We start from the raw sequence: 18,050 nt of genomic DNA on the forward strand, positions 1-18,050 counted from the left end.
TCCGCACCCGCCGATGGAGAGCCCCCGGACCCTCGTGATCGAGTGCGCGACCGAGGCGTGTTCGATCGCCCTGGTCGAAGGCGAGCGGGTGGTCGCGCATGACCATCGCGTGCTTGGCCGCGGGCACGCCGAACAGCTCGTGCCGATGATCGCCGCGCTGCCCGAACGCGGGAAGGCGGCGCGAATCGCGATCTCGCTGGGACCGGGCAGCTTCACCGGCGTACGCATCGGCGTCGCAACGGGCCGCGCCCTCGGTGTTGCCTGGGGTGCGCATGTGGTCGGCTTCCCCACCCTCGCCCTCGTCGCCGCAATGGTGCGGCGGGAGCATGGCAATCAGCCCGTCGGCGTGGCGATGACGGGCGGGCACGGAGAGTGGTTCGTGCAGGAATTCGACACCGGGGGCTTACCCGCTACCGATCTTCTCTCGCTTCCTCCCGAAGCCGCCGCGCGCGAGCTGCGTCCGCCGCTGGTCGCCGGATCGCAGGCGGAGCCGCTGGTTGCTGCCCGGGGGCAGGGATCGGCCTTGTCACTATTGCCGGACGCCTCGGCTTTCTCCGCGCTCCCCACCATGCTCCTGACCGATCGCGTGGCGCCGATTTACGGTCGCGCGCCCGATGCGCGGCCGGCCGCCCCTCGGCCATGACCTTTCCGCCGCAGGACGATATCGATCGCATCATGGCAGTCATGGAGCGCGCGTTCGATCCGCACTGGGGCGAAGCGTGGACGCGCCGCCAGGTCGAAGACTCGCTGCGTTTCGCCCATACACATTACTATTTGCTGCCGGACGGAGATGGTGACGGGAACAGGCGCGCGGATGCTTTCGCCCTGGTCCGGTCGGCCCCTGGGGAGGAGGAAGTGCTGCTACTGGCCGTCACCCCCGACCGGCAGCGGCGCGGACTGGGCCGCCAGGTGCTGCACCAAGTAATCGCGGCGGCGCGTGCCCGCGAAGCGGAATCGCTTTTCCTCGAGATGCGCGAGAACAATCCCGCTGCCGATTTCTATCGTGCGGCGGGTTTCGAGCCGATCGGACGGCGTAAAGGCTATTATCGAACCGGGAATGGCCAGGTGCTGGACGCGGTTACTTTGCGCCTGGCGATCGCCTCGCCATCGATTTGATCGATTTTCTGTCCTTAATAGTCGCAAACCCGTTGAATAGGTGAGGAGGGGTGACTAGGTGAGAACCCTCAACTTCCCCCACCCGAAAAAAATAGAAGAAAGTCAAATTTCGATGGACCAATTAGATCACGATCTTAACGAAACGTTGATCACTCTCACCTCCGACATCGTTGCGGCGCATGTCAGCAACAATAATGTCGCGGTAGAAGACGTGCCCTCGCTGATTACCAATGTTTATGGTGCACTGTCCGGGCTGGGTGGCGAAGACGACGGTCAGGAAGAACCGCCCGAACCCGCGGTGTCCGTCCGCGCTTCGGTCAAGCCGGACTACCTTATCTGTCTGGAAGACGGCAAGAAGCTCAAGATGCTGAAGCGGTATCTTCGCACCAATTACGATATGAGCCCGGAAGAATACCGCGCGCGCTGGAACCTGCCCAGCGACTATCCGATGGTCGCGCCCAACTACGCCGAGAAGCGCCGGGAACTGGCCAAGAAGATCGGCCTGGGCCGCACCCCGGGTCAGAAGCGCGGTCGCAAGAAGAAGACCGAGAGCTGATCGCTTTGCCGCCGCCCTCGCGCGGATCGCAGCCAGTGATGGCTTGAGAACGAAGCCCCGGCCCGGTAAGGGTGCGGGGCGTTCGTTTTTCAGGGAAGCTTTGTTTGCCGCATACCATCGATCTCGAACAGTTGTGCCAGGAAAAGGGTCTGCGGATAACGGAGCAGCGCCGCGTGATCGCGCGCGTTCTTTCGCAAAGCAGCGATCACCCGGATGTGGAATTGCTGCACCGCCGGGCGAGCGAGATCGATCCCAACATCTCCATCGCCACGGTCTATCGTACCGTGCGCCTGTTCGAAGAGGCGGGCGTGCTCGACCGCCACGATTTCGGCGATGGCCGCGCGCGGTACGAACCCGCGCCCGAGGCGCATCACGATCACCTAATCGATGTCGAGACTGGCAAGGTCGTCGAATTCGTCGATCCCGAGGTGGAAGCGCTGCAGAAACAGATCGCCGAACGGCTCGGCTATCGCCTCGTCGATCACCGGCTGGAGCTATATGGCGTAAGCCTCGCTCGCGATAGCGGCGACAAGACCGGTTGATGGCCGGGGCGCAGGCCGTCCCTGCGCCGCGAATCCGGCCGCTGGGCTGGGCGCTGCTCGCCATCCGGCTGGCCGCGATGGCGGTGTTGCTGGCGGTGTGCGTACCGCTTCACCTCATCACCCATGCGCTGATCGGCGGTCGTTTCTGGCCGCGCCTGTTCCTAGCCGGGATAGGCGCGGTGGCCGGGCTGAACCTGCGGGTCGAGGGGCGACCCGAACGCGGCGCGCTGCTGTTGGCGAACCATGTCAGCTGGCTCGATATCCTGGCGCTGGCGAACGCATCGGGGACCGCCTTCGTCGCGCATGATGGGCTCGCCGCCTTCCCATTCCTAAAATGGCTGTGCGACATGAACCAGACGCTGTTCATCGCGCGCGACCGGCGCGAGACGGTGGCCGACCAGGCGAGCGACCTGCGCGATGCACTGGCGCAGCGCCCTCCCTTCACGCTCTTCCCGGAAGGGACGACCTGCGACGGCACCCGGATCCTGCCCTTCAAATCCTCGCTTCTCGCCGCGATCGAGCCGGTGCCCGCCGATCTGGCGGTGCAGCCGGTGGCGCTGGTCTATGCCGACGCGCCCCGGGTTTCCTGGGTCGGGGAGGAGCCAGGGCTGGACAATTTCCGCCGCATCCTGGCGCGCCTGCGCCCGGTCCACCTCACGATCCGCTTCCTCCCGCCGCTCGCTTCGTCCGATCTCGCGAACCGCAAGACGATCGCCGCCGCTGCCGAGCGCGCGGTGGCCGAGGTTCTGTAACGCCTGCGCCCCTTTCGCCGTCCGGCCATTTGGTCTAACCGCCGCCGGTCATGAAACCGACCGACAATCCAAAGACCTACCGGGTCAAGAGCTTTGGCTGCCAGATGAACGTCTATGACGGGGAGCGCATGGCCGAACTGCTGGCGACGCGCGGCATTACCCCCGCGGCGGAAGGCGAAGACGCCGATCTCGTGGTGCTGAACACATGCCACATTCGCGAGAAGGCGGCGGAGAAGGTCTATTCCGATATCGGTCGCCTGGTGAAGGCAGGCGAAGCACGCGGGAAGAAGCCGCTGATCGCGGTCGCCGGATGCGTGGCCCAGGCGGAAGGGGAAGAGATCATGGCCCGCGCGCCCGCGGTCTCCATGGTCGTCGGTCCGCAAGCCTATCACCGCCTGCCCGACATGCTCGACCGGGCGGTGGCGGGCGAGCGCGGGACCGATACTGACATGCCCGCGATCGCTAAATTCGCGAGCCTTCCGGACCGGCGCAAGAGCCCGCCCGCAACGTTTCTCACCATTCAGGAGGGGTGCGACAAGTTCTGCACCTATTGCGTAGTTCCGTACACGAGGGGCGCGGAAATATCGCGCCCGTTCGCGGACTTGCTGACCGAAGCGCGCAAACTGGTCGAAGCCGGGGCGCGCGAGATCACGCTGCTGGGACAGAATGTTTCCGCGTGGTCGGGGGAGGACGAAAAGGGTCATCGCCAGGGGCTGGCCGGCCTCGTCCGCGCGCTGGCACGGATCGATGGGCTGGCGCGGATCCGCTACACCACCAGCCACCCCGCCGACATGGACGAGGACATCATCGCCGCCCATGGCGAGGTCGACAAGCTGATGCCGTTCCTCCATCTGCCGGTACAGGCGGGCAGCGACCGGGTGCTGAAGGCGATGAACCGCAGCCACACGGTCGAAAGTTATTTGAAACTGCTCGATCGCTTTCGCGCCGCCCGCCCCGACCTCGCGCTGTCGGGCGATTTCATCGTCGGCTTTCCGGGCGAGACCGAAAGTGAATTCGAACAGACATTGGCCCTGGTCGATGCCGTGGGATATGCGCAGGCGTTCAGCTTCAAATATTCGCCGCGCCCCGGCACGCCTGCCGCGACGATGGACGGGCAGGTCGCGCCGGACATCATGGACGATCGCCTGCAGCGCCTGCAGGCGGCGATCAACCGGGATCAGTTCGCCTTCAACCGGAACTCGGTCGGGCGCACGTGCGAGGTTCTGATCGAGCGGCGCGGCAAGCGCCCCGGCCAATGGCTCGGCAAGTCGCCCTGGCTGCAGTCGGTATGGTTCGAAGGCGATTGCGCGATCGGCGACCTGGTTGAGGTCGAACTGGCCGAGGCTGGACCGAATTCGATGCGGGGCGCGCCGCGCGCAGCCATCGCCGCGTAGCTCGCCAAGACGCGGAACAGTCATCGACTGTCGCGGGAAAGCCATAAAACCGACGCCGCGGTGCCACGCGATATCCTTAACAAATCCTTGTCCCCATCGACAAAGGATTCGCAATGCTCAAAGCCCTACGCCTGGCCACCGCCGCCGCCATCGCAATCGCCGCTCCCTTCGCCGCGCAGGCAGCGGAAACGGTGGAGGTCGCACCCGCTACCGCTGACCGCATGGTTACCGTTTCCGCCTACGACCCGATCGGGCAAAGCTTCACGGCGACCACCGACACGCTGAGTTCCTTCGGCTTCCGCTTCGGCACGCTGAATGCGAGCTCACCCAACACGCCGCTGACCTTCCGTCTGCTGGCAGGCGAAACGCTGACCGGCTCCGCCCTGTTCACGCAGGTTTTCACGCTGCCGTCCACCATCGCCCAGCGGGGCGATCTCGCCTGGGTGGACATCGCGCTGCCCGACCTGCCCGTCACGATGAACTCGATCTACACGGCCGTGCTGACCGCGACCTCTTCGCGCGCGGGCCTGCAGGTGGGGCCGGGCTACAGCTACTCGCCTCCCGGCCTGAAGAGCGGTGACGTATATGCCGGCGGCAAGCTGCTGAGCACCGGCACGACCTACTCCAACTGCGCGGGCGCCTCGAACAATTGCGACGCCGTGTTCCGCTACACCGGCGAAGTCAACGCGGCGGGTGCCGTTCCCGAACCCGCGACCTGGGCGCTGATGATCCTGGGTTTCGCCGCCGTCGGCGGTTCCCTGCGCAAGCGCGGTAGCCGCTCCCTCGCCTTCAATCCCGCCTGACCGAACCACCAAAGAAGGATACCAAGATGAAACGCATCACTTCGATAGCCGCAATCGCGATCCTCGCTTCCGTTCCCGGCACGGCGCTGGCCGAAGGGCGCACCGCCGCCCCCAGCTACACCCTGACCAACACGACCTACACGCAGAACTTCGATTCGCTGGCACGGTCGGGCGACAACAACAGCAACCTGCCCGCAGGCTTCCAGATCGTCGAGAAAGGGACCGGCAGCTCTGCAAATGGTCGCTACGAAGCCGGCTCGGGCACGTCCAACGCGGGCGATGTCTACAGCTTCGGCGCCAACGGTTCGTCCGATCGTGCGCTGGGCAGCCTCGGCAGCGGCAGCGTCGCCCCGACCTATTTCGGCGGCATCTTCACCAATGGCCTCGACGCGACGATTTCCGACCTCACCTTCTCCTACGACGGAGAACAATGGCGTGCCGGCAATTCGAACGACGATGGGCTGACCTTCCAGTACTCGCTCGATGCGACTCAGGTCGACAATGGCACCTGGACCACCATCTCGTCGCTGATCTTCAACCCGCTGGTGCTTGCCGGCAACACCGCGCTCAACGGCAACCTGGCCGCCAACCGCGTCTCGCTGAACGGATCGGCGAGCGGCCTCAATATCGGCAGCGGCAGCAGCTTCGGCTTCCGCTGGGTGGACCAGAACTCGTCGGGCAGCGACCATGGGCTGGGCGTCGATAACTTCTCCCTCACCGCGGGCCTTGCCGCGGCGGGCGGGGTTCCCGAACCCGCCACCTGGGCGCTGATGATCCTCGGCTTCGGCTTCGCGGGCGGCGCCCTGCGCCGGCGCAATCGCGGGTTCGCCCGCCTCGCTTTGGCATGACACGCAGTCGCTAAAGTGATAAACCGCGAGGCCGCATCCGAAAGGGTGCGGCCTTTCGCTTTCCCCTTGCGGCGTCCAACCTGCAGCGTTCGATCGAGCTGGGTTAACCCGCAGGCTTGTCCGCCGCGATGATAGTCTCCCCCATCTGATCGATCGTCTCCGCCGGAGCGACCGTCGGGTTGGAGGGGTAGGCGGTGCCTTGCCACGTCAGCTTGCGATAGCCGGTGGGCAGGCCCCCGCCCCCGACCGTGACCCACAGATCGCGCATGGTCCCGGTACTGGAATCCAGCACACCCAGCGGCAGACGGGTCACCGTGGTGCGGCCGAGCACCTGAAAACCGCTGGAGGCGCGGCGCAACACCACCAGGTTGCAGCCGCCGCTGCCGCAGACCGTTGGTCCGTCGAGATAGACCAGCGCCTCCATCGTACCATCGCCGTCAAGATCGATTTCCCCGTAAGTGGTTCCGACCCCGTCGCCGTAATTCTCCGCCACCCAGGCGAGAGCGCCCGTCCGAAGCTCGCTATCGCCAACCTCCTCCGTGTCCGATGCGGCTTCGCTAGCGGAAATCGTGGCGGCGGGCAGATCGGCCTCGGCAGAGGCGGTGGCGCAGGCCCCCGCCACGAGAGGCAGGCACATGATCACAAAAAGACGCATGGGAAACTCCGGCTGATGGCGCCATAGCGTCCGAGCCGCGGGGGCAGTTCCCGGTATCATGTGGCATTTGCGTGACTTTCCCCAGCCACGCGACCACCACAAACTTGCCCCACGCCGTCCACGCCCTATCTTCCCGAGTCGTAAGCGAAAGGACCAGATGGGCCGCAGACCTACCAGCGCCGGCATTCCGGCCATTTCCCCTCCCCCCGCTCCCCAGCGCGAACATCGCCGCGCGCGGGCCGAGATGAGCTTTGAAAACCAGAGCTTGCTGATCCCGCTGTTCGGCCAGTTCGACGCGAACCTCGTCCAGGTGGAAAACCGCATGGGGGTGTTCATTTCGGCGCGCGGGCAGACCGTCCAAATAGAGGGGCCGGAAGACAATGTCGCGCGCGCGCGCACGGTCATCCAGAAGATGTACGACGAGCTGGCGCTCGGCCGCGAGCTCGATCAGGGCGCGATCGAATCGCTGATCGCCATGGCGGACGAGCCGACCTTCGACGGCATCATCGACGCGGATGACGCGGAAGGCGGCCCGCCGATCATGATCCGTACCCGGCGCAAGACCATCGTTCCGCGCAGCGCCCGGCAAAGCACCTATATGCGCAGCCTTGCGCGCGACGACATCGTCTTCGCGCTGGGGCCGGCGGGCACGGGCAAGACCTATCTCGCGGTGGCGCAGGCGGTCAGCCAGTTGATCACCGGCAGCGTGCAGCGTCTGATCCTGTCGCGCCCCGCAGTGGAGGCGGGCGAGAAGATCGGCTTCCTGCCCGGCGACATGAAGGAGAAGGTCGATCCCTTCCTGCGCCCGCTCTACGACGCGCTGTACGATTGCATGCCACCCGAGCAGGTCGAACGCCATATTGCCAGCGGGGTAATAGAGATCGCGCCCATCGCCTTCATGCGCGGGCGCACGCTGGCGGATGCGTTCGTGATCCTGGACGAGGCGCAGAACACCACGCGCGAACAGATGAAGATGTTCCTCACCCGCTTTGGACAGAACAGCCGCATGGTGGTCGCAGGCGACCCGCGCCAGGTCGACATCCCGGGCGGCGACCGGATGAGCGGGCTCGCCGATGCGGTGGAGAAGCTGGAAGGCGTGGAGGGCTTCGGTACCATCCGCTTCACCGCCGCGGACGTGGTGCGCCACCCCATCGTGGGTCGGATCGTGGAGGCTTACGAGGGCAAGGACTGATCGCGGCCAGCGCATGGCCGCGCTGGTCCAGGGTCTGCGGCTATCGGGTCAGGCGGAGTCAGGCGACGCTTACCAATTCGGGGCGTTTGCGAACCACCGGCGCGCTCGTCCATTCCTCTCGGCCTGCGGAAATTTCGCAGCGGTTGCGCCCCATCTCCTTCGCTCGATAGAGCGCGGTGTCCGCCCGGCGCAGGGTGGTCGCCATGGTTTCGTCGCGCAGTCGTGCGGTCAGGCCGATACTCACGGTGACGCCCATCCCGTTCTCGGCTTCCATGCAGGCGATCGCGTGTCGCAGGCTCTCGCAAATCTCGAACGCCGAGCCACGGTCGCTATCAGGCAGGACGAGGACGAATTCCTCGCCGCCGATCCGGGCCAGGCGCGCGTCTGTGGCAAGGTTGGAGCCGAAACACTCCGCCACCTTGCACAGCACGTCGTCGCCCGCCCCGTGTCCGAACCGGTCATTGAACGCCTTGAAGTGGTCGATGTCGATCAGCGCCACCCAGCCGCCCGCCTTTGCTGACGCCCGGCCCGGTTCGAGCCATTCATCCATCGCGCGCCGGTTGGGCAGACCCGTGAGCGGGTCGCGTCGCGCGTCGGCATCGGACCTTCGCACGACCGATTGCATCAGGCCGACCAGCAGCAGCAGTCCTGCCGCGACCAGCAGCACCCCGCTGCTGGTCTGTGAAACGACCGCGTAGGTCGTCTGGGTATAATCGCGTTCCGTGCGCCCGATGCCGAGAAGGATGGAAAAGATCGCCTTCACCGGAAAGTGCAGACTGATGACCACGAAGATCGCGTAGAACATCTTCTTCGTTCGCGAACGGGGCGCATGGCGCAGGATCGTCCATGCGCACAGGGCGGCCCCGACCGCGTACCACGACTGATAGGCGGCCAGATACCAGGCGTCGCGCGGTCCATCCAGCGTCAGAAGGCGGAAGAGCGTGCCGCCTGCCACGATGGCACCGGCCATCCGCCACATCGGCCTACGTTCGTAGAAATAGGACAGCGCCAGCGACATCCCGACCAGCGCGAGGAGAAACCCGACATAGCCGAGCACGCGCATCGCATCGGTCGGCGCGCCCAGCACGATGGCGAGGTTGGAAATCGGCTCCAGCATTCCCAGCGCGTAGGCGAGCGCGAACCATCGTGCCCGGCGGATCGTCGGATTGGTATGGGCGATCACCAGGAAAACCGAGGCGAACATCGCCCCGATCAGCGCATTCATGCAGATTGGCAATACGGCTTGCGGCATAAGTTCTTCGCGCCTCCACGGACGCGTCCCCCTTCCCGACCCGATCCATTCGCAAACAATGGACGCTCAACGTTAGGAATGGGTAAACAGCCGGGTGCCGGTCCCGGATAATTCGGTCTGCGAGACGGAAGAAATCAGGCCACGGCGGTCAACCGGGTTTCAGACGGGCCGAACACGCTGTCGGCGTGGACCGGGCGCGACATGAAATAGCCCTGCCCCTCGTCGCAGCCCCATTCGCCCAACATGTCGAAGACGTCGCGGTTCTCGATGCCTTCGGCCACCACGCGGTAGCCCAGGTCGTGTCCCATCGTGATCATCGTCCGGACCAGCGAGCTATCCCGCGTGGAATTGGCCATGTCACGGACGAAGGCCTGATCGATCTTCAGCACCGACACGGGAAGCTTCTGAAGATAGGACAGGTTGCTGTACCCGGTTCCGAAATCGTCGATCGCGATCGAAACGCCGTGGTCGCGCAAGTGGCGCAGTTGATCGATGACGCGGTCCGCGTCGCGCACGATGGCGCTTTCGGTAAACTCCAGCTCCAGATCCGCCGGGTTCACGCCCGCCCCGCAAGCGGCGGCGAGTAAACGCTCGGCAAAGTCCTCTTCGTCGAGATTCATGGCAGACGCGTTGATCGACATCGCATGGGGCTTCCCAGCCAGCATCCATGATCGCGCCTGTCCGATCGCCTGCCCGACGACCCATTCGGTCATCGAACGACCGAGTGCGGTCTGTTCAACCAGAGGAACGAACTCGCCGGGCGAAATCGCGCCCAGTTGGGGATGGTTCCAACGCAGTAGCGCCTCGACCCCTGTATGCCGACCGGAAGCAAGCTCGATCCGGGGTTGATAGACCAGGCTCAGCTGATCGGGGCTTTGCAGCGCCGTGCCGAAATCGTTCAGCAGGGCAAAGCGCCGGCCATTGCGTTGATCGCTGGCCGGATTGTACCGCGCTCGACCGGAAGAGGTTTCCCGCGCGTCGTCGGCGGCGCCGGAGGCGCGGTGGAAGACATCGCGGGCGGAAACCTCTCCGATCGTGAAATCGAAAACGCCGATGGAAGGATCGGCGGTGATCGGGACCCCCTCGCACGAGAGCGGCTCTTTCAGCGCGGCGACGATGCGATCCGCCAGCGCGTAACTTTCGAGCAAATCGCCTTCGATCAGGACCGCACAGCGGGTCCTGCCGGTATGGAATACCCGGGCGCCTTCACCCGCGGCATTGGTGACGGCGGAAAGTGCCTGTTGCATGATCATGCTGACACTTTCGCTCCCCATGACGCGCACGGTGTAATCGGCACGCGTCGGCGATAGCACATCGATGGAAAGGAGCGCTGCGGGCTTGCCCGCCGCGTGCGAGGCCAGGCTTTCCACCTCTTCGCGCAGCCGCAGCTGGTTGGGATGGCCGGTTCCGGCGTCGACTTGTCCGACGCGGTTCTGGAGATCGATCTGGCTCATCACCAGGCCTGCCAGATCCTGCAGAACCTCGCCCTCGCCCTCGCGCAGATCGCGGGCTTCTTCATCGACCACGCATAACGTGCCCAGGCCGTGGCCGTCCCGCGTGAACAGGGGCGCGCCGGCGTAGAAACGGATACCGGCCTTAGCGAGCGGGGAGCCGATGAAACGCTCGTCCTCGTTCAGATCGCGCACGACGAAAACACCGTCGCCCTCGATCGCGTAGGAGCACGGCGCCTGTTCGCGCGGAATCTCGGTCAGATCGACGCCGACCTTGCTCTTGAACCACTGGCGATCGCGATCGGTCAGCGAAATGGTCGACACGGGCGCCTTCAGGAGTTGGCTGGCCAACCGGGTCAGGCGATCGAAACTGTCACTGGGCGGGCTGTCGAGCAGCTTCAGATCGCGCAGCGCATTCAGGCGCGCTTCCTCGTTGACAGTATGGTCGAGCAGCTTTTCCATGAAGACCCCGTTACGTACAAGCCGCAGTGTCGAGCCAAGCTGTTAAAAATCCATTTAAATCGGTTGCATTTCAGAACGATAAGGGGGCCCTGTGCGAGGCTCGTTTCCCGTGGCTCGGCTTGCAGTTTCAGGAAGCAGCGAACCGGTATAGGGCCGCGATATGACGAAGATTCGCGAAGCTGGGGGCATCCGCGATGCAGATTGAAACCGACATCCGGAACTGGCCGGACGGAGCGTGGGAGGAACTGGCGCGCCAGGCGGCAGATGCCGCCGTACAGGTGGAGCCTGCGCTGGGAAATCCGCGGCTCGAGGCGAGCGTATTGTTCACTTCCGATACCGAGGTTCACACGCTCAACCGCGAATGGCGCGACAGGGACAAGCCGACTAACGTGCTGTCCTTCCCCATGCTGGAACGCGACGAACTGCTTTCTCTGCCACCGGATGGCCCGCCCGAACTGCTCGGCGATATCGCACTGGCGCACGAGACCTGCGCGCGCGAGGCGGCGGAAAAGGCTATCTCGCTGGCGGATCATGCGACGCACCTGATCGTGCACGGCCTGCTGCATCTCGCCGGCCACGATCATGTCGACAGCGACGATCAGGCCGAGGCGATGGAGGCGCTGGAGATCAAGGCGCTTGCACTGATGGGCCTTGCCGACCCATATGGGGATCGCAACTGACGGGAGTGCATTAAGGGGCCATGCCCGAGACCGATTCCTCCGCCGGAGACGCGGACAGTAGAGGCGGGCTTTGGCTCGCCATCCGCAAATTGTTCGACGCAGAGGGCGACCGCTCGCTGCGCGCCCAGCTCGAAGAAGCGATCGACGAGCACGAGGGCGACCACCCCGATTCGGACGACGACGCGCCGCCCGGCGGCGACCTGTCGCGGGTGGAGCGCCAGATGTTGCGCAACCTCCTTCATTTCAGCGAGCACGACGCCGACGACGTGGCGATCCCGCGGGGCGAGATCGTGGCGATCGACGCGCGCGCCAACTGGGACGATCTGCTCGCGATCTTCTCCGAACACGGCCATTCGCGCCTGCCGGTCTATCGCGAGCAACTGGACGACGTGATCGGGATGATCCACATCAAGGATGTCTTCCCCTACCTCACCAATGGCAAGCCGCCGCCCGCCGACTGGACCGTGCTTATGCGCCAGCCGCTGTTCGTGCCGCAAAGCCGCAACGCGCTGGACGTGCTGGCCGACATGCGCAGCCGCCGCATTCACCTGGCGGTGGTGGTGGACGAGTTCTCCGGCACGGACGGGATCATCACGATCGAGGATCTGGTCGAGGAAATCGTGGGCGAGATCGAGGACGAGCACGACGACGCGCCCGAACAATGGATCACTCCCATCGGCGAGGGAATGTGGGACTGCGACGCCCGCGCCGAGCTGGAGGATGTGGGCGAGCAGATCGATCCGCGCCTGGCCGAGATCGAGGAATCGGTCGACACGCTGGGCGGCATGACCTTCGTGCTGGCCGAACAGGTTCCGCCCGTCGGCACGATCGTGGCGCATCCCAGCGGCTGGCAGATCGAGGTTACCGCGGGCGACGAAACGCATGTGACGCGCCTCAGGCTCCACCCGCCGGTCGAGACGCAGGAAGAGGATTAACCCTACTCTTCGCACCTGCAGCAAATCCGCGCTCGACATGATGCGTGCGCCGACGCAATGTGCACGCCATGGCCATTCGCCGCCTCCCCCCTTTGCGCGCGCTCGAGGCGTTCATGCGCACCGTGCGCCTGGGTTCCGCTCGGGCCGCGGCGGACGAGCTGGGCCTGAGCCCCTCGGCGCTCAGCCGGCGGATCACCAGCCTGGAGGAGTTCATCGGGCGCAAGCTGTTCACCCGTGCGCGCCAGACGATGCAGCTGACCGACGAGGGGCACCAGTTCTACGAGGCGATCCATCCGCATTTCGAGGCGCTGGCCCGCGCGGTCGAAAGCCAGTCGGACAGCGTTTCGGTGCTGCGCCTCCATCTGGGCGTGCTGCCGCTGTTCGGAACCCAGCGGTTGTTCCCGCGGCTGGGCGAGCTGCGCAAGCTGCATCCGTTGCTCCATATCGACATCGACACCGGCCCCCATCTGGAAGGGCGCGTGGGCGATACGCTCGACGCGGCGATCATCCTCAGCCGGGGGCCGGACACGTCCCTACACGCGATCCGGCTGGACGAGAACAAGGTCCACGCCATCGTCAGCCGCACTCTGGCCGACACGATCGGCCCCGATCCGGACTTGAATACTCTCGCGAAACAGACCTTCCTCGTCCATAACGAGCTGCCCGAAAGCTTTACCGCATGGAAGAACGCGCTGGACATGCGAGACCTAGAACCAGCCGCGATCGACCATTTCGATTCCGGTTCGATCATGCTGGAAGCCGCGGCGCAGGGCCTGGGCATCGCGATCATGCACGACGACCACCGTCGGCGCGCCGCCGATCCACGCCTGACCGACCTCTTCGATATCGAGGTCGAAAGCCCCTACAGCTACTGGTTCGTGTGCAAGCGCGCCGCGCTGGAGGAACGCCCCGTGCGCCTGTTCCACGACTGGCTGGTTAGGGCGGGCCTGTAGCAGGCACGACTGCCCTTGCTCGATTTTCCGGCGACCGGTCAGATCAGGCCGTAGCGAAGCCCCCGCGCGACCGCGTCGGCCAGCGTGGTCGCGCCGAGCTTGCGCCTCAGATTGCCCGCATGCATGTCCACAGTCGCTAGCGAAATGCCGAGCCTGTAGGCGATCTGCTTGCGCTGCGCCCCTTCCGCCAGCCAGGCGAGAACGTCCCGCTCGCGCCGGGTCAGGCGACCGGAAAAGCCGTCCATGTCGGCATGCAGCCGCGGCGCGATCCGGTCCAGCAGAGCATGGGCCGCGACATTGAGTTCGCCCAGCATACCCTTGATATGCCTGCCGCTGCCGCGCTCCCCTGCGAAGGCAAAGCCGAAATAGCGCCCGCTGGCGGGCGTGGCCCGGGGCACGGTATTGCCGACCAGGGCCACGCCTTCGACGATGCCGTGCCGCGCGCATTCGCGCTGGACAGCGACGGACGACGGATTGAACTCCGCGATCTCGTCCAGCGCCGGCAATCCGATCTCGAAATTCGCCACCGGTTGTGCAGGCGAAAGCAGCGCCGCGCGGCGCAGGATGTAGTCGTGCTCCGACAATTCCTCGATAAATTCTTCGACGAAGGGGTCCGGGAGAAGGGAGCCGCTGAACGCGCGCGCCTGGCCGGACCCCTCCTCATCCAGCATGAAACCGCCGAAATTGCAGTGTTCGACACCGCGCTTGTGAAGATAGGCATAGAATGCGGCGATCGCCCTCTCTTCGCCCGCGCGACCCGCCTCGCCCTGGCTCCGGCAATCGTGCAGTTCCGAGATTAGATCGATGAACTCCGGCCCCATCCCCGCCTCCTGTCGCCGCGAAAATACCCAACTTCTCCTAGATGGCAAACACACCCCTCCGCCGGGAATAACGCGTGTCAGCAGACCGGCTCACTCGACCGGACAAAGACAGGAGGAAACCTTGGACTGGAAATTTGCCTACGGACCCGCGCTCGCCCTGATCGCTACGCCGGTCGCGGCGCAGGAGGCCGATCCGATCGCTGACGAGACCAGGGAGCAGGAGGGAGGCGTGGTCTCGGCGGCCATCGGGGGCGGTACGCTGGGAATCGGACCGGAGGTGGGATGGCGCTTCTCCGACCATATGGGTGTCCGCGCGGACGCGAGTTTCCTGCGTGTCGGTGCCGATCCGTCGAGCGACGATCTGGACTACGACGCCCGGCTGAAGCTGCAATCCTACGGCGCGATGGTCGATGTCTATCCATTCGGCGGCGCGTTCCGCATCTCTGCCGGTGCCCGGATAAACCGCAACCGGGCCGACCTGCTGGCCCAGCTACCGGGCGAGGGTTCGGTCGGCCTGGGCGACGGGACCTATACCGCCGCACAGGTCGGCAGGATTTCCGGGGAAGCGGACGTGAAAGGGTTCGCGCCCGCCTTCACCCTGGGATGGGGAGGATCGAAGCGCCGCGGCATGTTCATCGCGGCGGATGCCGGCGTCCTGCTGCAAGGGTCGGTTCGGGTCCGCGAATTCACCGCAACGGGCACCAGCAGCGGCGATCCAGATTTCCGCGCGGACCTCGAACAGGAACGGCAGGCGATCCAGGACGATGTCGACGATTACAAGGTCTACCCGATCGTCACCCTCAGGATCGGTTATCGGTTCTGAGCATCGGTCCAGGGTGATGGAAAACCGACAATCGCGTTGCCGAACGCATCTTGGCGGAACTGCCGCACATCGCCGCCCTTCGTTGCCCGCGACCGCTCTTTTCGCGCCGCATGCCAAAGCCTGCCCAGTTCGAAATCCACCCAATCAGCGCCGAATGGGTCTAGACCCGATCCGGGATAGAGCGCGAACTCGCCGAACAGCGGGCCGGTGCACCCTTCGAAGAAATCGACGCGCAAGAAGTCACGGCCTTGCGAAAGGATCTCCGCCGCTTCCAGCATCGCCTTCAGGCTGCGCGGCGGCGGAGGCTCGTCACGGCTAGGGACCAGTTGGCGGAAATCGCGATCGTGCAGGATCCAGCGGTGGTCGCTCGCCCTGTCCAGATGGACTTGTATATGCGTCGCCTGGCCCCCGAACACGTAAATCTTGTAATCGACCGGCAGCGTTCGTCCGTCGCCCAGCAGGCATTCCGCCATCAATCCGGCCGGGATGTCGCGATAGGCCCACTCGTCCAGCCAACCGCCGTAGGATCGCCGGCGCCACCGTTCCGAACGGCGCGCCGCCGCTCGCCACTCGGCATCGTTCCTGACCGGCCGGTATTGTTTGCACCCGTGCCTGCTCTTCACCATTGCCGCCGCCCCGAACGGGCGATCCATCGGCATGATCTCTCCCGTCCATAGGAGCGGCAGCACCGCCTCGCGGCCGAGCAGATGCGTCGCCAGTTTCTTCGAGGCAACCTTGTCGAGAAGCTGCGGCTGGTCCGGCGAGCGATCGTTGAGCTTGCGCCACTGGACCCACTCGGTGAAGCGGGTTGGCCGTTCGAGGTCGGGCCGTCGTCCGAAGCGCCAGAGATAGGTCAATTCGACGCGCAACCGCGCGTATCCCTCGCCATGCATCCGCTGCGTCCCCCGACCTTTACCGGAGGACCCGGTAATTCACGCTATGGAATAGTCGATCGGCTTGAAGGTTCCGCCGCACGAATCGTAGGCCGAGCAGGCGGTCAGGCCGATCACGCAATCCATCAGCGCTTCCAGCACGATCCGGTCGCCTGGTTCGGTCGGAGGCGGCAAGACCTGCAGGCGACCGCTGTCCTGTTCGACCGGCACGTTCATGAAGACGTTGAACGCGGTCGGGATGGCGTCCGGTTCGATGCCGTAGGGGGCAAGCGCTTCCGCCAAATTGCCGAAGCAGCCGCGATGAACCGGTTTGTCCGCGTAGAAGTGACGGAACGTCGCCTCGCTGCATGGCGTCAGCAGGAAATCGTGCGTGCCGCAGCTATCCTCCACGATCTCAAGCATCGGATTGGAGCGGTTGGACCACAAGCGGTTGCCTGTGGTGAGCTTGATCGTCTCTTCGTAATCGAAGGTGCGGCCATTGGAGATGACCTCACGCGGATCGGCCTGCGAAAACGCGAGCAAGTCGGACACCTGCCCACCTTCCGGGTCGATCACGGTCAGCCGCTGCCCCTTCTCGACCACGAAGGCGGTGCCGCTGCGCGGCGGAATCGTCTGCGCCCCGCTCATGCGCGCGGATCCCGGAAGGGGCACTGCCATTCCGCGTCCACCTTGCGCCCGCTATACTGGCGCGCCTCGCTGCTTTCGCCATGGCGCGACAGCATCGGGTTGATGTCGCCCGCCAGCGCCACGTCGCGTTCGAGTATCCGCTCGCGCATGCGCTCGTAGCGGCCTTCCTCCCGCAAGCGCTCGAACTGGTCGTGCAGGTTGAACACCAGCGTCGGATTGGGGAAGCGGCGCGCGGGCCGCGATGCGTGGGGATGAAGCCCGACGACGAAGAACGCCTCGCCGCCGAAGCTGAGAGAAAAATCGGGGTGGGTGGGATCCGCGCTGACCTGCCGATCATAATCCTGCCCCAGCCATGCATCCTTGTCGGCGAAGCTCTGCAGACGGGTCCACATCGCCCGTTCGAACGCCTGTTCGTCGAGATCGAGCGGACCCTCGAACACGACCGCTAGACTGCGCAGTTCCTCCCGATTGGCCGGCGCCGCCCAAGCCCATTCGAGTAGCTTGCGGTGCAGTTCCACATCGTTCCAGCCGCTGGTCAGGTCGCGCGCGGTTTCGACCCGCAGATTGTCCCGCGCCAGCGCCGATTTCGCACCCACGCAGGGGAAGTCCGGCGCGCGAATCCTGTCGACGAACGTCTGTGCGAGCGTCTGCTCGCGGCTCTCGGCAATATCCAATCCCATGTCCGAAAAAAGAACGGGACCGAAAAACGGTCCCGCTCCTCACATTAATCAATCTCGGCGCGTTGGGCTCAGGACACCGACGCCTTGGTGATCTTGCCGGGATTGCGCGGCGGCTCGCCCTTGGGCAGCGCGTCGACATGTTCCATGCCGCTCTCGACCTGGCCCCAGACGGTGTATTGCCCGTCGAGGAAGTGCGCGTCGTCGAAGCAGATGAAGAACTGCGAATTGGCGCTGTCGGGTACTTGGGTGCGCGCCATGGAGCAGGTCCCGCGCACATGCGGCTCGCTGTTGAATTCCGCCTTCAGGTCGGGCTTGTCGCTGCCGCTCATCCCGGTGCCGGTCGGATCGCCGCCCTGCGCCATGAAGCCAGGGATCACACGGTGGAACACGACGCCGTCGTAGAAGCCGTCCTTCGCCAGTTCGGTGATGCGCTCGACATGGCCGGGGGCGAGGTCGGGCCGCAGCTTGATGACGACGTCGCCGCCCTCGCCATTGCCGGTATCGAGAGTGAGGGTGAGGGTTTCGTCGGCCATTGCGGTATTCTCCTGATCGTTCGTATCGGGTTTTCGTGTCGCGCGCCGATATAGGGGCGATGCGCACAATGTCACGCCGCGC

21 protein-coding genes are annotated in these 18,050 nt (G+C 65.1%); 13 read left to right on the forward strand and 8 right to left on the reverse strand.

Features of this window, described 5'->3' with window-relative positions; all coding sequences use genetic code 11:
• Positions 1 to 13 precede the first annotated feature (13 nt).
• The 8 genes from tsaB to F7D01_RS01800 all read left to right on the forward strand — a co-directional run bounded on the left by tsaB (position 14) and on the right by F7D01_RS01800 (position 6,011).
• Positions 14 to 643 carry a tRNA (adenosine(37)-N6)-threonylcarbamoyltransferase complex dimerization subunit type 1 TsaB gene (gene tsaB, locus F7D01_RS01765; protein WP_215228566.1) on the forward strand — a complete coding sequence of 210 codons (630 nt, stop codon included), beginning with the start codon at positions 14 to 16 and terminating at the stop codon, positions 641 to 643.
• Positions 640 to 1,116: a GNAT family N-acetyltransferase gene (locus tag F7D01_RS01770; protein ID WP_215228567.1), complete on the forward strand. Its 477-nt coding sequence runs from the start codon at positions 640 to 642 to the stop codon at positions 1,114 to 1,116. The genes tsaB and F7D01_RS01770 overlap by 4 nt, the downstream gene beginning before the upstream one ends.
• A 112-nt stretch (positions 1,117 to 1,228) precedes the next feature.
• Positions 1,229 to 1,672, forward strand: a complete 444-nt coding sequence (locus F7D01_RS01775; protein ID WP_215228568.1) for a MucR family transcriptional regulator — start codon at positions 1,229 to 1,231, stop codon at positions 1,670 to 1,672.
• Between the two features lie 104 nt (positions 1,673 to 1,776).
• The gene (locus tag F7D01_RS01780; RefSeq protein WP_215228569.1) at positions 1,777 to 2,214 is read left to right on the forward strand and encodes a Fur family transcriptional regulator; all 438 of its coding nucleotides are present in this window, start codon (positions 1,777 to 1,779) and stop codon (positions 2,212 to 2,214) included.
• Entirely contained in the window at positions 2,214 to 2,966 is a 753-nt protein-coding gene (locus F7D01_RS01785; protein WP_215228570.1) for a lysophospholipid acyltransferase family protein, read from the forward strand. Before F7D01_RS01780 ends, F7D01_RS01785 begins: the two co-directional genes overlap by 1 nt.
• 50 nt (positions 2,967 to 3,016) lie before the next feature.
• Positions 3,017 to 4,360 (forward strand): tRNA (N6-isopentenyl adenosine(37)-C2)-methylthiotransferase MiaB, encoded by a 1,344-nt coding sequence (gene miaB, locus F7D01_RS01790; protein ID WP_215228571.1) that lies wholly within the window; start codon positions 3,017 to 3,019, stop codon positions 4,358 to 4,360.
• Between the two features lie 113 nt (positions 4,361 to 4,473).
• Entirely contained in the window at positions 4,474 to 5,163 is a 690-nt protein-coding gene (locus F7D01_RS01795; protein ID WP_215228572.1) for a PEPxxWA-CTERM sorting domain-containing protein, read from the forward strand.
• 26 nt (positions 5,164 to 5,189) lie between these two features.
• Complete coding sequence (locus tag F7D01_RS01800) at positions 5,190 to 6,011, forward strand: PEPxxWA-CTERM sorting domain-containing protein (protein WP_215228573.1); 822 nt, start codon at positions 5,190 to 5,192, stop codon at positions 6,009 to 6,011.
• A 103-nt stretch (positions 6,012 to 6,114) separates the two neighbouring features.
• On the opposite strand, the gene F7D01_RS01805 is transcribed toward F7D01_RS01800, so the two are convergent.
• Positions 6,115 to 6,666: a hypothetical protein gene (locus F7D01_RS01805; protein ID WP_215228574.1), complete on the reverse strand. Its 552-nt coding sequence runs from the start codon at positions 6,664 to 6,666 to the stop codon at positions 6,115 to 6,117.
• A gap of 157 nt (positions 6,667 to 6,823) precedes the next feature.
• Between F7D01_RS01805 and F7D01_RS01810 the strand changes: the two genes are divergently transcribed.
• Positions 6,824 to 7,858, forward strand: a complete 1,035-nt coding sequence (locus tag F7D01_RS01810) for a PhoH family protein (RefSeq protein ID WP_215228575.1) — start codon at positions 6,824 to 6,826, stop codon at positions 7,856 to 7,858.
• 58 nt (positions 7,859 to 7,916) lie between these two features.
• Here F7D01_RS01810 and F7D01_RS01815 read toward each other — a convergent pair whose 3' ends face one another.
• Both F7D01_RS01815 and F7D01_RS01820 read right to left on the reverse strand, forming a co-directional pair.
• Positions 7,917 to 9,083 carry a diguanylate cyclase gene (locus F7D01_RS01815; protein WP_215228576.1) on the reverse strand — a complete coding sequence of 389 codons (1,167 nt, stop codon included), beginning with the start codon at positions 9,081 to 9,083 and terminating at the stop codon, positions 7,917 to 7,919.
• Between the two features lie 161 nt (positions 9,084 to 9,244).
• Positions 9,245 to 11,023 (reverse strand): sensor domain-containing phosphodiesterase, encoded by a 1,779-nt coding sequence (locus tag F7D01_RS01820; RefSeq protein WP_215228577.1) that lies wholly within the window; start codon positions 11,021 to 11,023, stop codon positions 9,245 to 9,247.
• Between the two features lie 194 nt (positions 11,024 to 11,217).
• Between F7D01_RS01820 and ybeY the strand changes: the two genes are divergently transcribed.
• From ybeY to F7D01_RS01835, 3 genes are all read left to right on the forward strand, one after another.
• Positions 11,218 to 11,703 carry an rRNA maturation RNase YbeY gene (gene ybeY / locus F7D01_RS01825; RefSeq protein ID WP_215228578.1) on the forward strand — a complete coding sequence of 162 codons (486 nt, stop codon included), beginning with the start codon at positions 11,218 to 11,220 and terminating at the stop codon, positions 11,701 to 11,703.
• Between the two features lie 20 nt (positions 11,704 to 11,723).
• On the forward strand, positions 11,724 to 12,638 hold the full coding sequence (locus tag F7D01_RS01830; RefSeq protein ID WP_215228579.1) for a hemolysin family protein: 915 nt from the start codon (positions 11,724 to 11,726) through the stop codon (positions 12,636 to 12,638).
• Positions 12,639 to 12,706: 68 nt separating this feature from the next.
• Positions 12,707 to 13,591, forward strand: a complete 885-nt coding sequence (locus tag F7D01_RS01835; RefSeq protein WP_215228580.1) for a LysR substrate-binding domain-containing protein — start codon at positions 12,707 to 12,709, stop codon at positions 13,589 to 13,591.
• A 38-nt stretch (positions 13,592 to 13,629) separates the two neighbouring features.
• Here F7D01_RS01835 and F7D01_RS01840 read toward each other — a convergent pair whose 3' ends face one another.
• Entirely contained in the window at positions 13,630 to 14,412 is a 783-nt protein-coding gene (locus F7D01_RS01840; protein WP_251566981.1) for a response regulator transcription factor, read from the reverse strand.
• Positions 14,413 to 14,533: 121 nt separating this feature from the next.
• Between F7D01_RS01840 and F7D01_RS01845 the strand changes: the two genes are divergently transcribed.
• Positions 14,534 to 15,235, forward strand: a complete 702-nt coding sequence (locus F7D01_RS01845) for a hypothetical protein (protein ID WP_215228581.1) — start codon at positions 14,534 to 14,536, stop codon at positions 15,233 to 15,235.
• Here the strand turns inward: F7D01_RS01845 and F7D01_RS01850 are convergent.
• The 4 genes from F7D01_RS01850 to F7D01_RS01865 all read right to left on the reverse strand — a co-directional run bounded on the left by F7D01_RS01850 (position 15,223) and on the right by F7D01_RS01865 (position 17,968).
• Positions 15,223 to 16,104, reverse strand: coding sequence for an ATP-grasp fold amidoligase family protein (locus F7D01_RS01850; RefSeq protein WP_215228582.1), 882 nt, complete (start codon positions 16,102 to 16,104; stop codon positions 15,223 to 15,225). The two genes, F7D01_RS01845 and F7D01_RS01850, sit on opposite strands and share 13 nt — an antisense overlap.
• A gap of 63 nt (positions 16,105 to 16,167) precedes the next feature.
• Positions 16,168 to 16,755: a DUF1989 domain-containing protein gene (locus F7D01_RS01855; RefSeq protein ID WP_215228583.1), complete on the reverse strand. Its 588-nt coding sequence runs from the start codon at positions 16,753 to 16,755 to the stop codon at positions 16,168 to 16,170.
• A complete protein-coding gene (gene gntA / locus F7D01_RS01860) occupies positions 16,752 to 17,435 on the reverse strand; it encodes a guanitoxin biosynthesis heme-dependent pre-guanitoxin N-hydroxylase GntA (protein WP_215228584.1) in 684 nt (227 codons plus the stop codon). Before gntA ends, F7D01_RS01855 begins: the two co-directional genes overlap by 4 nt.
• 68 nt (positions 17,436 to 17,503) lie before the next feature.
• Positions 17,504 to 17,968, reverse strand: coding sequence for a peptidylprolyl isomerase (locus F7D01_RS01865; RefSeq protein WP_215228585.1), 465 nt, complete (start codon positions 17,966 to 17,968; stop codon positions 17,504 to 17,506).
• Positions 17,969 to 18,050 lie beyond the last annotated feature (82 nt).

Source organism: Erythrobacter sp. 3-20A1M (assembly GCF_018636735.1).
Lineage (GTDB): Bacteria > Pseudomonadota > Alphaproteobacteria > Sphingomonadales > Sphingomonadaceae > Alteriqipengyuania.